The following is a 15028-nucleotide window of genomic DNA, read 5'->3' as shown; positions in this document are numbered from 1 at the left end:
GGTCAGGAACACCGGCTCCACGACCCTGAACCCCGTGACCGTCACCGACGACAAGCTCGGCCTGGTCAAGGAGGCCTGCGGGTCCGGACCGCTGGCCCCCGGCGAGGTGCGCACCTGCCCGCTCACCGTGGCGAAGACGACCTATGTCGTCCAGCAGGGTGACGTGGACGCCCAGCAGGTGGTCAACCACGCGACGGCCTACGGCAAGCCGCCGTCGGGTGCCGAGGTGACCGCCCCGGCCTCGACCACCACGCCGATCTCGCACACCCCGGCGCTGACCTTCGACAAGGTCGCCGGCACGCTCGTGGACCTGGACGGCAACGGACCCGACGCGGGTGACACGATCACCTACACCTTCACGGTGACCAACGTCGGCAACGTGACCGCCAACAACGTCCAGCTCACCGACACGCTGCTGGCGCCCACCCGCTCCCGTGCGGCTCGACGGGCCTGGCCCCCGGCCAGACCCGCAGCTGCTCGGCGGTGACGTACACGCTGACCCAGGCCGACGCCGACCGCGGCACGGTGGACAACTCCGCCTCCGTGACGGGCACCGACCTCGTGGGCAAGCCGATCGTCTCACCCACGGACACGACGTCCACCGCGCTGGTAACGGCCTCCACGGTCAGGCTGACGAAGTCGGCCGGCTCGGTCGTCGACGCCAACAACGACGGCCGCGTCGACGCGGGCGACACGGTGACCTACCGCTTCCAGGTCACCAATACCGGTACCACCACGCTCGGCACGGTGACCGTGACCGACGCCGCCCTCGGCCTGTCCGGGGCGACCTGCACGAACATCACCTCCCTGGCCCCGGGCGCGAGCGCCTACTGCTTCCCGAGCGGCGTGACCCACGCCCTCACCCAGGCCGAGATCGACCTGGGCAAGCTCACCAACAACGCCTCCGTGGCGGCGCTGGACCCGGCCAAGACCGTCGTCCAGGGCACCAGCTCGGTGACCACGACCTACCCGCCGATCAACACGCTGTCGCTGGACAAGGCAGTCGGCCTGTGGACCGACACCAACAAGAACGGCGTCAAGGACGCCGGTGACACGATCGAGTTCACCTTCTCGGTCACCAACACCGGGACCACGACGCTCAAGACGGTGACGTACAGCGACGCCAAGCTCGGTATCGCGTCCCTCGCCTGCGGCACGGCGCCGCTGGCGCCGGGGGTCACCGTGACCTGCCCGCCCAAGACCTACGCGGTCACCCAGGCGGACGTGAACACCGGCTCGCTGGTCAACGACGCGTCGGCGACGGCGACCGCCCCCGACGGCACCACGCCGTCGGCCAAGGACGGCACGTCCACCCCGCTCGACACCTCCACCGGCATCACGCTGGTCAAGACCGGCAGCACGCCGGTGGACACCAACAACGACGGCAAGCAGGACGCCGGCGACCGGATCACCTACTCCTTCGTGGTGACGAACTCCGGATCGGTGACCCTGAGCACGGTGACCCTCACGGACACCAAGCTGGGTCTGTCGAACGTCCGGTGCGGCAGCACCGCCCTCGAGCCGGGCCAGCAGGTGAGCTGCACCGCGGTGTCATACACCACCACGCAGGCGGACTTCAACGCCGGCACCGTGGTCAACACCGCCACCGTGACGGGCACGCCCGCGCTGGGTGCCGCGGTCACGGCCAGCTCGACGGCGCGGACCCCGCTGGCCGTGACCTCCGGTGCGACCTTCGACAAGGTGGCTGGCTCGGTGGCCGACATCGACGCCAACGGCACCGACGTGGGCGACACGATCACCTACACCTTCTCGGTCACCAACACCGGCACGACCGACCTCAACCCGGTCACCTACAGCGACCCGCTCCTCGGCCTGGACAGGGCGGCCTGCGGGACCACTGCGCTGGCACCGGGGGAGACCCGGGACTGCCCGGCACGCGTGTACGTCCTCACCCAGGCCGACCTGGACCGCGGCTCGGTGGCCAACGACGCCGTCGCGACCTTCACCCGCCCGGACGGCACGACCCTGACCGTGCCCGACTCGACGTCGACGTCGCTGACCCGCACCGGCACCCTGACGATGTCCAAGATCGCCGGGCCGGTGCAGGACGCCAACCGTGACGGCCGCCAGGACGTGGGTGACGTCATCACCTACACCTTCTCGGTGACCAACACCGGTAACACCACCCTGACGAACGTGACCTACGCCGACGCCAAGGCCGGCGTGGCCGCGGGGGCGGCGTGCGTGGCCTCGCTCGCCCCCGGCGCCACGGCGACCTGCCCGCCGGTGAACTACACGCTGACCCAGGCCGACGTCGACGCCGCCGGCGTGACCAACGCGGCGAGCGCCTCCGCGATCTCGCCCACCGGTCCGGTCACGGCGACCGCGACCACGACCACCCCGGTGTCGCGGGTCGGCGAGATCACGCTGGACAAGACCGCCAGCGTGCTGAAGGACACCGGCACGGTGAAGGACGAGTCCGACCCGGGCGACTCCATCACCTACACCTTCACGGTCACCAACACGGGCACGACGACGCAGCGCAACCTCGTCGTCACCGACACCCGGCTGTCGCCGAACCCGGTGGCCTGCGGCACGGGTGACTTCCTGCCCGGCCAGACCCGGACCTGCCAGGTCACGGTGAGCAACACCTACGCGATCACCCAGGCCGACATCGACGCCGGCGTCGTCAACAACACGGCGACCGCCTCGTCGACGGGCCCCTCGGGCGCGACGCGCAGCTCCACCGACTCCACCTCGACCCCGATCCACCAGACCTTCGGGCTGACCCTGGACAAGGTCGGGACGTACGTCGACGTCAACAACAACGGCATCGTGGACGTCAACGACCGCATCGACTACTCGTTGCTGGCGTCCAACACCGGTAACACGACGCTCACCGACGTCCGCAAGAACGACCCGGCCATCGGCATCAACAACGCCTTGTGCTACGACCCGACCACGGCGGCGGGCCAGGCAGGCACCGAGATCGCCGGGCAGCTGGCGCCGGGCGAGAGCCGCCACTGCTGGCCGTCGGGCTACCCGACGACGCCGATGCGCAGCCACGTGCTGACGCAGGCCGACATCGACGCGGGTCACTACGACAACACCGCCACCCTGGCCGGCAAGAAGCCGGACGGCACGGCGATCAACGCGACCGACACCGTGATGCTGCCCTTCACCCGGACGGCGGCCTACTCCTTCGCCAAGACCGCGGGCTCGCTGGTCGACAACGACGGCAACGGGCCGGACGCCGGTGACACCGTTACCTACACCTTCTCGGTGACCAACACCGGCAACGTGACCCTGGCCCCGGTGACCTATACCGACGCCAAGCTCGGCATCAGCGGCGCCCCGTGCGTGGCCTCGCTGGCTCCCGGCCAGACCCTGGCCTGCCCGGCGAAGCTCTACACGCTCACCCAGGCCGACATCGACGCCGGGTCGGTGGACAACGTCGCGTCCGCGGTGGCGATCCCGCCGGCCGGGGTACCGGTGACCGACCAGAAGTCCCTGGTCAGCACCCCCACCGTCGGCAAGGACAGGCTGTCGCTGGTCAAGAAGGCGGGCGCCCTCAACGACCTCGACACCAACGGTCCGGACGCCGGTGACCAGATCACCTACACCTTCACCGTGACCAACACCGGGACCACGACCATCAGTTCGGTCGTCCTCGACGACGCCAAGCTGGGCCTGACCAACGTGGCCTGCGGCACCGGCCCGCTCGCGCCCGGCGCCGGTGTCACCTGCCCTCAGCAGACCTACACGCTGACCCAGGCCGACGTGAACAACGGTCTGGTGCACAACGCCGCCTCGGTGACGGGCAAGGACCCGGCCGGGACCGCGGTCACGGCCCCCTCGGCCGTCGACGTGCCGATCACGACCGCGCCCAGGATCGCCCTGGACAAGACCGACACCGTCATCGCGGACACCGTCCGGGACGACGTCGTGGGCCCGGGTGACACCATCACCTACTCGTTCAAGGTCACCAACACGGGCAACGTGGACCTGACCTCGATCCGGATCACCGACGCCAAGCTGGGCCTCGACGCCGCCTCGTGCTCGCCGGCGGTCACCGCCCTGGCGCCTGGTGCCTCCACCACCTGCCTGGTCCAGGTCTACGCGCTGACGCAGACCGACGTGGACCGTGGCTCGGTGGACAACACCGCGACCGTCAACGCGGTCTCGGCGGTGTCGAGCACCCCGGTGACCGCGAGCGACGCCAACTCGCGGATCGTGCCGCAGACGACCGGGCTGACCCTGGACAAGCGGGGCGTCATGGTCGACGTCAACGGCAACGGGATCGTCGACGCGGGCGACCGCATCGACTACACCCTCATCGCCAGGAACACCGGCAACATCACGCTGACCGACGTTCGCAAGGACGACCCGGCCATCGGGATCTACAACGCCACGTGCGGCACCGGCACGCTCGACCCGGGCCAGGAGGTCACCTGCTACCCGGCGGGCTACCCGACGACCCCGCTGCGCAACCACGTGCTGACGCAGGCCGACGTCGACGCGGGCCACTACGACAACACCGCGACGCTGACCGGCACCAAGCCGGACGGCACCAAGGTCGCGGCGACCGACACGGTCGTCATGCCCTGGACGCGGACCGCGTCGTACACCTTCGACAAGCAGGCCGGCTCGCTGGTCGACATCGACGGCAACGGGCCGGACGCGGGTGACACGATCACCTACACCTTCACGGTGACCAACACCGGCACCACCACCCTGACCCCGGTGACCTACAGCGACACCAAGCTGGGCATCAGCAACGCCCAGTGCGTCGCGTCGCTGGTCCCGGGGGTGACGGCCTCCTGCCCGGCCAAGACGTACGTCCTGACCCAGGCCGACGTGGACTCCGGCTCGGTGGCCAACAACGCCTCCGTCGTCGCGACCCCGCCGACCGGCGTCACCGTCGTCAACCAGGCGGACGGCACGAGCACGACGACCTACGGCTCCTCGCTGATCTCGCTGACCAAGACCGCCGGCGCGATCACCGACCTGGACGGCAACGGACCGGACGCCGGGGACCAGATCACCTACACCTTCAAGGTGACCAACACCGGCACCACCACGCTCAGCTCGGTGGTCGTCAACGACGCCAAGCTCGGTATGGCGAACGTCGCGTGCGGCACCGGCACCCTGGCGCCCGGCGCCTCGGTCACCTGCACCACGCGCACCTACACCACGACGCAGGCCGACGTCGACGCCGGTGCCGTGCACAACGACGCCGGCACGACGGCCAAGGACCCGAAGGGCACGACCGTCACGGCCCCGGCCACGGCGGACGTCCCGGTGACGGCCAACCCGAAGATGACCCTGGACAAGACCGACTCGGCGATCGTCGACACCAACGGCGACGGCAAGGTCGACGCCGGCGACACGATCACCTACCAGTTCACGGTCAAGAACACCGGCAACGTGACGCTCAACCCGGTCACCGTCACCGACGGCAAGGTCGGGCTGGCCAGCCAGGCCTGCGGCACCGGTCCGCTGCTGCCCGGGGCCTCCCGCACCTGCCTGACGACGCCGTACGTGCTCACGCAGGCCGACGTCGACGGCGGCTCGGTGGACAACTCCGCCATCGCCCACGGCACCACGCCGACCAGCGGTGACGTCCCGGCCACGGACACCAGCTCGCGGCTCGTCGCCTCGACGCCCTCGCTCAGCCTGAAGAAGGTCGCCGGGGCCCCGGTCGACCTCAACGGCGACGGCGTGATCGGTGCCGGTGACTCGATCACCTACACCTTCGGCGTGACCAACACCGGCAACACCTCGCTGGCGCCGGTGACGGTGACCGACTCCCGCCTGGGCCTCACCGCCGCCACCTGCGGGTCGACGACCACGCCGCTGGCGCCCGGCGACACCCGGACGGACTGCATCTCGCGGACCTACACCATCACCCAGGCCGACGCCGATGCCGGCAAGGTGGTCAACAACGCGACCGCCAACGGCACCGACCCCAAGGGCACCGTGGTGACCGCGCCGTCGAGCGCGACCGCCACCTGGACCCGGACCAGCACCATCACCATGGACAAGGTGTCCGGTGGCGTGGTCGACGCCAACAACAACGGCAGGACCGACGTCGGCGACACGATCCAGTACACCTTCACGGTCAAGAACACCGGCACGACGACGCTCACCTCGGTGACGTACACCGACACCAAGCTGGGCATCTCCGGCGTCGCCTGCGGCACCGGGCCGCTGGCGCCGGGCGAGTCCCGCGTCTGCCCGACCCGGACCTACGCGCTGACCCAGGCCGACATCGACGCGGGCAAGGTCGACAACACCGCGACCGCGACGGGCACCGACCCGGCCGGCGTCAAGGCCACCGGGCCCGACACGGTCACGACCGACGTCGCGCGCACCCCGGGCATCGCGCTGGTCAAGAAGCTGTCCAAGATCACCGACAACGGTGACGGCGTCGTGGGGGCCGGGGACACCATGTCCTACACCTTCACGGTCACCAACACCGGCAACGTGACCCTGGACCCGGTGACCTACACCGACGCCCAGCTCGGCGTGACCGCCGCCGCGTGCGGCACCACCCCGCTGAAGCCCGGTGAGAGCCGAGACTGCCCGCCGCTCAACCGCGTGCGGACGCAGGCCGACGTCGACGCGGGTGCCTTCACCAACTCCGCCACGGCGACCGGCACCGCCCCGGACGGCACGACCACCTCGGCGAGCTCGTCGGTGATTGTGGCAACCAAGGCCACCATCAGCCTGGACAAGGTCGCGAGCGTCATCAAGGACACCAACTCCAGCGGCCGGGCCGACGTGGGTGACACGATCGACTACACGTTCACCGTCACCAACACCGGCACCGTGACGCTCGGCCAGGTCACCCTGACCGACGCCAGGCTCGGCTACGCCGGCGCGGTCTGCACCAGCACGACGCTCGCCCCCGGGGCCAGCACCACGTGCCTGGCCAAGACCTACCCGCTGACGCAGGCCGACGTGAACGCCGGCGTGGTCGACAACACCGCCACGGCCTACGGCACGGCGACGATCAACGGCGCCCGAACCCCGACGGTCAGCGACGCCACGTCCACCACCGTGCCGCAGTCGTCGACCATCACCCTGGACAAGACGGCGTCCGCCATCGCGGACACCAACTCGACCGGGCGGGCCGACGCGGGCGACACCGTGACCTACTCGTTCGTGGTGCGCAACACCGGCACGACGACGCTGAGCGCCGTGACCCTCACGGACCCGACGCTGGGCCTCGCCGCCGTGGCCTGCGGCACGGGCGACCTCGCCCCGGGTGCGACGCGCACCTGCACGGCATACCCGCTCAAGCTCACGCAGGCGCAGGTCGACGCCGGTGGCGTCAACAACACCGCCACCATCGCGGCGACCGACCCCAAGGGCACCCCGGTGTCCGGCGCGGCGTCGACGCCAGCACCTCGGTGACCGCGGCGTCCGGCATCAAGCTGGCCAAGACGGCCGGCACGATCGTCGACGTCAACGGCAACAAGGAGCAGGACGTCAACGACACGGTGACGTACACCTTCACGATCACCAACACCGGCAACACCACCCTGTCGCCGGTCACCCTGACCGACCCGATGGTGGGCATGGACCGGGCCACCTGCGGCGGCCGGACCTCGCTCGCGCCCGGCGCGTCGACGTCCTGCACCGCGACGTACGCCCTGACCCTCGCCGACCTCAACAACAACGGCATGACCAACACCGCGACCGCGGCGGGCCTGGACCCGACCGGCCAGACGGTGACCAACACCCAGTCGGCCCCGGTCTCGATCACCGCCGTGCGGTCCATCTCGATGGACAAGCAGCTGGTGGCGGCCCCGTCCGACACCAACGGCGACGGCGTCATCGGCGCCGGCGACACCCTGACCTACCGGTTCTACGTCAAGAACACCGGCAACCTGTCGCTGCACGACGTCCGCTACACCGACGCGCGCATCGGCATCGTCGACCAGGTCTGCACCTCGCAGGTGCTCGACCCCGGTATGTCGGCCGAGTGCCCGACCTCGACGTACACCATCACCCAGAAGGACCTGGACCAGGCCGTGACGCTGGCCAACGGCACCAAGACGCCGGCGGTCGTCAACTCGGCCACGACCACGGGCCTCGCCCAAGAACATCCGCGGTGAGCCCAGGCTCGTAGACCGCGCGCCGAGCGCCGCTGGCAGGCTGACCCCGCTGCTGCAGTTCGACAAGACCGCGTCGGGCATCGTCGACGCCAACAACGACGGCAAGCAGTCGGTCGGTGACACGATCACCTACACCTTCGTGGTCGTCCTGGGCGACCAACACCGGCGCCGTCACCAGGTGCGCCAGCTCGCTCGTCGGGGTCACCGACGCGAAGCTGGGCATGAGCAGCGTCCAGTGCACGCCCAACACGAGCAGGCTCATCGCGCGAGTCGTCGACGTGCACCCGGACCTACGCGCTGACCCAGGTCGACGTGGACGCCGGGACCGTGGACAGTACGTGAACGCCTACGTCACCGCCAGCACGCCCCTGGGCAAGCAGGCGAAGACGACGGGGCCCGCCTCACGCCGGTCACGCAGGCCCCGAGCCTGTCGGCGACCAAGCACGCGATCAACCTCATCGACAACGGTGACGGCATCACCTCGGTGGGCGACAAGCTCGTCTTCGCGATCACCGTCACCAACACGGGCACGGCGACCGTCTCGGTGTGCCCGGTCCGTCCCGTGCACGACCCGCTGATCTCGGCGACGCCGATGCCCTGCGGCAGCGGCCCGTTGCTCCAGCCCCCGGCGCCACCCGCGACCTGCCGAACCTGACCTACACCGGCACGGCCACCGACTACCAGAACGGCGTCATCGTCAACACCGTGACCCTGGCCGGCACCACCGGCACCGGCACCCGGTGTCCCACGGCAACGCCTCGGTCACCGTGCCGACCCGGCAGGGCATCGACCTGTCGTCAAGTCGCGTCACCCCGATCGACGACGTCGTCGCGCGGGCCGAGCCCCGACGCCGGTGACAAGGTGACCTACTCCTTCACCATCACCAACACCGGCACCCGCCGCTGGACCGCCTGGTCATGGACGGGCGGCGGGTCTGGCGGTGGGTATCGTCAAGGACCGGTGGCTGCACCGTGCCGGTCCTGCCGGACGGCTCCACGTCGCCTCGAGCTGTCGGGCTGGAGTCGCCACCTGCACCCAGCGTGGTGCTGCACGCTTACCCAGGCCGACGTCGACGCCTGGCAAGGTCGTCACCCGCCTGCCACGGCGTACGGCTTCAACAGCACGCTGCCGATGGTCCACTCGCCGCAGGCCACCTCGACGGTGCAGACCGACATCACACCCGGGCGCCCGCCGCGCGATCCGCGAGGTGTTCCTCGAAGACCTCCGGCCCGGCCACGGCCAGCGCGACAACGGTCGCATCGACGTCGGTGAGCCGATCACCTACAGCTTCACGGTGACCAACACCGGCAACCAGACGATCGGTCCTGGCGCTGGCGGCCCTGGTGCTGGTCGCCTGGCTCGCCTTCCTGGTCCTCACGCCGCCTGGAGCACGGTGTCGAACGTCGACGTCACGCCGGCGGGTGAGCGGCCGTCCCGGGTCAAGGGCTACAACTACCTGCTGTGGGGTCGGACTCGCGCCAGGGGATGACGGCCGAGGAGGAGAAGGCCCTGTCCACCGGTGACGCCGAGGGTCAGCGCACCGACTCGATCATCCTGGTGCACGTCTTCGGGACCGGGCAGAAGCCTGTCGCTCCCCGCGACCACGTCCCCATCCCCGGGCACCGCAAGAACAAGATCAACGCCGCCTTCGCGCTCGGCGGTCCCAAGCTCCTGGTGGCGACGGTCGAGGGCGTGACCGGCATCCGACGGGTACGTCGAGATCGGCTTCGGCGGCTTCGCCAAGGTCGACAATCGACGTGCCCTTCGTCATGAACGACGAGAAGGCCGGGATCAACCTCCAGAAGGGGCCGCAGACGCTGGACGGCGCGCAGGCCCTGGGCTTCGTCCGGTCCCGCTACACCGATCCCGAGGGTGACCTGGGGCGGGCCAAGCGCCAGCGGCAGTTCCTCGGCGCGATCATGCACAAGGCCGTCAGCCCGGCCACGGTGCTGCTGCCCTGGCGCTACTGGGGCTTCAGCCACGCGGCGGCCGGCGGGGTCAAGGTCGGCGAGGGCACCGGTGTCGGCGACCTGACCAAGGTGATGCAGGCCCTGCGCGGGGCCTCGACCGGCGACACCCTGTCCCTGGTCGTGCCCATCTCCGGCGCCACGCCGTGAAGTGGGACAGCGAAGGCCCGGGCGTTCTTCGCCGCGATCAAGAACGACGAGGCGGTGCGCTGACCCCCGCCCGGTCCGCGTGACGACACCGGGGGCAGGTGCGGCTCCGTCGTGTCGGCAGGAGGTATGCCGGGGCAGGGCCTCAGCGGTCACCGCGCTGCGCGAGCACCGCGCGGTAGGCGACCCGCCGGATGCCCTCGGGGACGATCCGGTAGACCCCGCGCACCAGCACGTGACGCACTGCGCGGGCGTGGTGAAACCCATCCGCAGGAAGCGCCGCTGCAGCGCCAGCTCGGTGCGCAGCATCGACCAGCCGCCCCGGCGGGCGTAGGCCCCCTCCCCCACGCGGTAGCACAGCAGCGGCTCGGCACGTCCACCCGCGCCCCGCCCTGGATCATCCGGGCGAAGAGCAGGTAGTCCTCCATCTGCTTGAAGTCGGAGTAGCCACCCGCCGCCTCGACCGCGCGCCGGCGGTAGACGACCGTCGGGTGGTTGAAGGGCTGCGCCATCCGCGAGGACGCGACGATCCGCTCCTCGGACAGCGGGGGCACCCGGGTGCCGACCACGTCGTCGCGACCGGTGCCGATCTCCAGCATCCCCGAGCCCACGCAGTCCACCCCGCCCTCGACGATCGGCACCTGCACCGCGAAGCGGGTGGGCAGCGAGATGTCGTCGGCATCCATCCGGGCCACGACGTCGTGCGCGCAGCGCGCCATACCCTCGGTGAGAGCGACGCCGAGCCCGCGGTTGACGGGCACCACCAGCTCGACCGGGACGACCGACCGGCGACCAGCGTCGATGGCGGCCTCCAGCGGTGGCGGCACCGGGCCGTCCTGCACCAGCACCACCTGGGCCGGCCGTCGGGTCTGCTCCACCGTCACCGAGTGAAGGCCTCGGCGAGATGCCTCGGGTCGTCGGCGCGGTAGACGCACATCAGCACGCTGAAGCCGTGCGCCTCGGGCTATCGATCCTCCTCCTGCGACGGGGCCGCCGGAGCCACCGCCGCGGACAACAGCTCCTCGGTCGGGCGCGGCCCGCGCCGCACCCCGTCCCACAGCCCCCGGCCCAGACCGTCCAGCAGCACCCGCCGTCCTGCCGGGCGACGTGCGCCCCCAGCGCACCAGGGAGGACCCGCCGTACCTTCTCCCACGGCGTCAGCGAGCGCGACCGGACAGACCTTGTTGCGCACCTCCCAGTAGAACCTCGGCGTCGGTGGCGCCGAAGGTCTCCTTGTGGACGACGACCGAGGTGGGGCAGGCGATCCCGTGCCCGCCGCGGACCAGGCGCGTGGAGTACTCGAAGTCGTCGTTCCACAGGAAGTAGTCCGCCACCGGCAGCCCGCGCTCGCGCACGACCGCGGCGTCGCACAGCAACGAGCACGAACTCGCGGACCGGACCGGCAGGCAGCCGATCTCGGCGGCCGCGGCGGACTCGGCGAGGCTCGCGAAGGGTGAGCGGCGGGGCGTGTTCATCGGGTGGTCGCGCCCGTCGGTCCACACCACCCGGCTGGCCACGATCGCGGGGATGCCGAGCGGGTGCTCCTCGCGGGCGCGGACGAGCTCGGCGAGGGCCGTGGGGGTGGGGACGGTGTCGTCGTCCATCACCCACAGCGCGTCGCAGCCGAGCTCCAGGCCCCGGCGCAGGCCGAGCGCGAAGCCGCCCGCACCGCCCGCGTTGTGCCGGGCCGTGGTGACGTCCAGCGTCGGGTCACCCGCGGCCCGGGCGGCCAGCAGCTCGCCGGTGCCGTCGTCGGAGGCGTTGTCCACCACCACGACCCGCGTCGGCGGATGGGTCTGGGCGGCGAGCGCGTCGAGGGTCTCGGTGAGCAGGGCCTTGCGGTTCCAGGTGACGACCACCGCCACCACACGCGTCGAGAGGTCCATGACTCAGCCCTCGAGGATCTGCCTGGCCATGACCAGGCGCTGGATCTGGTTGGTGCCTTCGTAGATCTGGGTGATCTTGGCGTCGCGCATCATCCGCTCCACGGGGAAGTCCTTGGTGTAGCCGGCCCCGCCGAGGGCCTGCACCGCGTCGGTCGTGACCTTCATCGCCACGTCGCCGGCGAAGCGCTTGGCGGCCGCGCCGAAGAAGGTCAGGTCGGCGTCGCCGCGCTCGGACCGCGCCGCCGCGACGTACACCAGGGGGCCGCCTGGCTCCATCGCCATGTCCGCCAGCATGAACTGCAGACCTTGGAACTCCCCGATGGCCTTGCCGAACTGCCTGCGCTCCTTGACATAGGCCAGCGCGCAGTCGAGGGCGCCCTGGGCGATGCCGACGGCCTGGGCGCCGATGGTGATGCGGGTGTGGTCCAGGGTGCGCAGGGCGATCTTGAGGCCCTCGCCGACCTTGCCGACACGCCGGTCGTCACCGACACGCACGTCGTCCAGGTGCAGCTCGCGGGTGGGCGAGCCCTTGACGCCGAGCTTGCGCTTCGGCTCGGAGAAGCCGACGCCCTCGTCGCCCTTCTCGACGACGAAGGCCGTGACGTTCGCGCCGCGGCGGCCGTCGGGGTCGGTGACCGCGAGGACCGTGTAGTACTCGGAGACACCGGCGTTGGTGATCCACGCCTTGGTGCCGTGCAGGACCCAGTCGTCGCCGTCGCGGCGGGCGCGGGTGCGCATCCCGGCGGTGTCCGAGCCGGCCTCCCGCTCGGACAGGCCGTAGGAGAACATCGCCTCGCCGCGGGCCAGCGGCGGCAGGTAGCGCGCCCTGACCTCCTCGGAGCCGGCGAGGACCAGCGGCAGCGAGCCGAGCTTGTTGACCGCGGGGATGAGCGAAGGAGGAGGCACAGCCCCGGGCGACCTCCTCGATGACGATGCAGGTGCCGAGGGCGTCCAGGCCCACTCCGTCGTACTCCGGCGCCACGTGCGGTGCGTGCAGGTCGACCTGGCGCAGCGCGTCGTAGGCGGCCTGCGGGAAGATCCCCTCCTCGTCCACCTGGGCCGCGGCCGGGGCGATCTTCTCGGCGACCACCTGGCGCAGCATCGCCCGGAGCTCCTCGTGCTCCTCGGTGGTCCGGAACAGGTCTGCGGGGATCTTGGCTGGCACGCTCGTCACGCCGCCGCGGGTGAGCGGCCGTCCCGGGTCAAGGGCTACAACTACCTGCTGGTCGGACTGGCGCCGGGGATGACGGCCGAGGAGGAGAAGGCCCTGTCCACCGGTGACGCCGAGGGTCAGCGCACCGACTGGATCATCCTGGTGCACGTCTTCGGGACCGGGCAGAAGTCCGCGATGGTGTCGCTCCCCGCGACTCCTACGTCCCCATCCCCGGGCACCGCAAGAACAAGATCAACGCCGCCTTCGCGCTCGGCGGTCCCAAGCTCCTGAAGGGCACGACCGTCACGGCCACGGCCACGGCGGACGTCCCGGTGACGGCCAACCCGAAGATGACCCTGGACAAGACCGACTCGGCGATCGTCGACACCAACGGCGACGGCAAGGTCGACGCCGGCGACGCGATCACCTACCAGTCCGCGGTCAAGAACACCGGCAACGTGACGCTCAACCCGGTCACCGTCACCGACGGCAAGGTCGGGCTGGCCAGCAGGGCCTGCGGCACCGGTCCGCTGCTGCCCGGGGCCTCCCGCACCTGCCTGACGACGCCGTACGTGCTCACGCAGGCCGACATCGACGGCGGCTCGGTGGACAACTCCGCCATCGCCCACGGCACCACGCCGACCAGCGGTGACGTCCCGGCCACGGACACCAGCTCGCGGCTCGTCGCCTGAGCGCCCTCGCTCAGCCTGAAGAAGGTCGCCGGGGCCCCGGTCGACCTCAACAGCGACGGCGTGATCGGTGCCGGTGACTCGATCCTGCGCCTTCGGCGTGACCGACGCCGGCAACACCTCGCTGGCGCCGGTCGCGGTGACCGACTCCCGCCTGGGCCTCACCCGCCACCTGCGGGTCGACGACCACGCCGCTGGCGCCCGGCGACACCCGGACGGACTGCATCTCGCGGACCTACACCATCACCCAGGCCGACGCCGATGCCGGCAAGGTGGTCAACAACGCGACCGCCAACGGCACCGACCCCGAGGGCACCCTGGTGGCCCGCGCCGTCGAGCGCGACCGCCACCTGGACCCGGACCAGCACCATCACCATGGACAAGGTGTCCGGTGGCGTGGTCGACGCCAACAACAACGGCAGGACCGACGTCGGCGACACGATCCAGTACACCTTCACGGTCAAGAACACCGGCACGACGACGCTCACCTCGGTGACGTACACCGACACCAAGCTGGGCATCTCCGGCGTCGCGCCTGCGCACCGGGCCATCTGTGGCGCCGGGCCGGTGCCCACCGTCTGCCCGACCCGGACCTACGCGCTGACCCAGGCCGACATCGACGCGGGCAAGGTCGACGACGCCGCGACCGCGACGGTATCGACCCGGCCGGCGTCAAGGCCACCGGGCCCGACACGGTCACGACCGACGTCGCGCGCACCCCGGGCATCGCGCTGGTCAAGAAGCTGTCCAAGATCACCGACAACGGTGACGGCGTCGTGGGGGCCGGGGACACCATGTCCTACACCTTCACGGTCACCAACACCGGCAACGTGACCCTGGACCCGGTGACCTACACCGACGCCCAGCTCGGCGTGACCGCCGCCGCGTGCGGCACCACCCCGCTGAAGCCCGGTGAGAGCCGAGACTGCCCGCCGCTCAACCGCGTGCGGACGCAGGCCGACGTCGACGCGGGTGCCTTCACCAACTCCGCCACGGCGACCGGCACCGCCCCGGACGGCACGACCACCTCGGCGAGCTCGTCGGTGATTGTGGCAACCAAGGCCACCATCAGCCTGGACAAGGTCGCGAGCGTCATCAAGGA

At 70.8% G+C, this 15028-nt stretch carries 14 protein-coding genes and 2 pseudogenes; 12 read left to right on the top strand and 4 right to left on the bottom strand.

Features of this window, described 5'->3' with window-relative positions:
* The 3 genes from MM438_RS15970 to MM438_RS15960 form a co-directional block, all read left to right on the top strand.
* A partial coding sequence (locus tag MM438_RS15970; RefSeq protein WP_420914049.1) for a DUF7507 domain-containing protein occupies positions 1 to 487 on the top strand: 487 nt, incomplete at its 5' end.
* Positions 484 to 7380: a DUF1573 domain-containing protein gene (locus MM438_RS15965; protein WP_241454592.1), complete on the top strand. Its 6897-nt coding sequence runs from the start codon at positions 484 to 486 to the stop codon at positions 7378 to 7380. The genes MM438_RS15970 and MM438_RS15965, both read left to right, overlap by 4 nt.
* Positions 7377 to 8084, top strand: a complete 708-nt coding sequence (locus MM438_RS15960; RefSeq protein ID WP_241454577.1) for a DUF1573 domain-containing protein — start codon at positions 7377 to 7379, stop codon at positions 8082 to 8084. Before MM438_RS15965 ends, MM438_RS15960 begins: the two co-directional genes overlap by 4 nt.
* Here the strand turns inward: MM438_RS15960 and MM438_RS15955 are convergent.
* Entirely contained in the window at positions 8038 to 8346 is a 309-nt protein-coding gene (locus MM438_RS15955; protein ID WP_241454575.1) for a hypothetical protein, read from the bottom strand. The two genes, MM438_RS15960 and MM438_RS15955, sit on opposite strands and share 47 nt — an antisense overlap.
* Before the next feature lie 222 nt (positions 8347 to 8568).
* Here MM438_RS15955 and MM438_RS15950 point away from each other — a divergent pair, with 222 nt between their 5' ends.
* The 4 genes from MM438_RS15950 to MM438_RS16520 all read left to right on the top strand — a co-directional run bounded on the left by MM438_RS15950 (position 8569) and on the right by MM438_RS16520 (position 10201).
* Positions 8569 to 8739, top strand: a complete 171-nt coding sequence (locus MM438_RS15950) for a hypothetical protein (protein ID WP_241454573.1) — start codon at positions 8569 to 8571, stop codon at positions 8737 to 8739.
* A 552-nt stretch (positions 8740 to 9291) separates the two neighbouring features.
* Positions 9292 to 9573 (top strand): DUF1573 domain-containing protein, encoded by a 282-nt coding sequence (locus MM438_RS15945; protein WP_241454571.1) that lies wholly within the window; start codon positions 9292 to 9294, stop codon positions 9571 to 9573.
* Positions 9570 to 9857 (top strand): LCP family protein, encoded by a 288-nt coding sequence (locus MM438_RS16525; RefSeq protein WP_277628511.1) that lies wholly within the window; start codon positions 9570 to 9572, stop codon positions 9855 to 9857. Before MM438_RS15945 ends, MM438_RS16525 begins: the two co-directional genes overlap by 4 nt.
* Complete coding sequence (locus MM438_RS16520; protein ID WP_338155570.1) at positions 9842 to 10201, top strand: LCP family protein; 360 nt, start codon at positions 9842 to 9844, stop codon at positions 10199 to 10201. Before MM438_RS16525 ends, MM438_RS16520 begins: the two co-directional genes overlap by 16 nt.
* 149 nt (positions 10202 to 10350) lie before the next feature.
* Here the strand turns inward: MM438_RS16520 and MM438_RS15935 are convergent, their stop codons facing one another.
* From MM438_RS15935 to MM438_RS15925, 3 genes and pseudogenes are all read right to left on the bottom strand, one after another.
* Positions 10351 to 11076: a glycosyltransferase gene (locus MM438_RS15935; RefSeq protein WP_241454556.1), complete on the bottom strand. Its 726-nt coding sequence runs from the start codon at positions 11074 to 11076 to the stop codon at positions 10351 to 10353.
* A 279-nt stretch (positions 11077 to 11355) separates the two neighbouring features.
* Entirely contained in the window at positions 11356 to 12084 is a 729-nt protein-coding gene (locus tag MM438_RS15930; RefSeq protein ID WP_241454554.1) for a glycosyltransferase, read from the bottom strand.
* A 3-nt stretch (positions 12085 to 12087) separates the two neighbouring features.
* Positions 12088 to 13186: pseudogene (locus MM438_RS15925) on the bottom strand (acyl-CoA dehydrogenase family protein).
* Here MM438_RS15925 and MM438_RS15920 point away from each other — a divergent pair.
* The 5 genes and pseudogenes from MM438_RS15920 to MM438_RS15905 all read left to right on the top strand — a co-directional run.
* Complete coding sequence (locus tag MM438_RS15920) at positions 13076 to 13528, top strand: hypothetical protein (protein ID WP_241454594.1); 453 nt, start codon at positions 13076 to 13078, stop codon at positions 13526 to 13528. The pseudogene MM438_RS15925 and the gene MM438_RS15920 sit on opposite strands and share 111 nt — an antisense overlap.
* A 41-nt stretch (positions 13529 to 13569) precedes the next feature.
* A complete protein-coding gene (locus MM438_RS15915) occupies positions 13570 to 13929 on the top strand; it encodes a DUF7507 domain-containing protein (RefSeq protein ID WP_241454546.1) in 360 nt (119 codons plus the stop codon).
* A 191-nt stretch (positions 13930 to 14120) separates the two neighbouring features.
* Positions 14121 to 14192: pseudogene (locus MM438_RS17080) on the top strand (hypothetical protein); the annotation flags it as partial.
* A complete protein-coding gene (locus MM438_RS17075; protein ID WP_420914048.1) occupies positions 14188 to 14760 on the top strand; it encodes a DUF7507 domain-containing protein in 573 nt (190 codons plus the stop codon). The pseudogene MM438_RS17080 and the gene MM438_RS17075, both read left to right, overlap by 5 nt.
* Positions 14703 to 15028, top strand: a 326-nt coding sequence (locus tag MM438_RS15905; RefSeq protein ID WP_420914047.1) for a DUF7507 domain-containing protein, incomplete at its 3' end; no start/stop codon positions are given. The genes MM438_RS17075 and MM438_RS15905, both read left to right, overlap by 58 nt.

The organism is Arsenicicoccus dermatophilus (assembly GCF_022568795.1).
Lineage (GTDB): Bacteria > Actinomycetota > Actinomycetes > Actinomycetales > Dermatophilaceae > Arsenicicoccus > Arsenicicoccus dermatophilus.
Note: the sequence above shows the minus strand (reverse complement) of the source record. Positions and strands in the feature narration are given on the sequence as shown.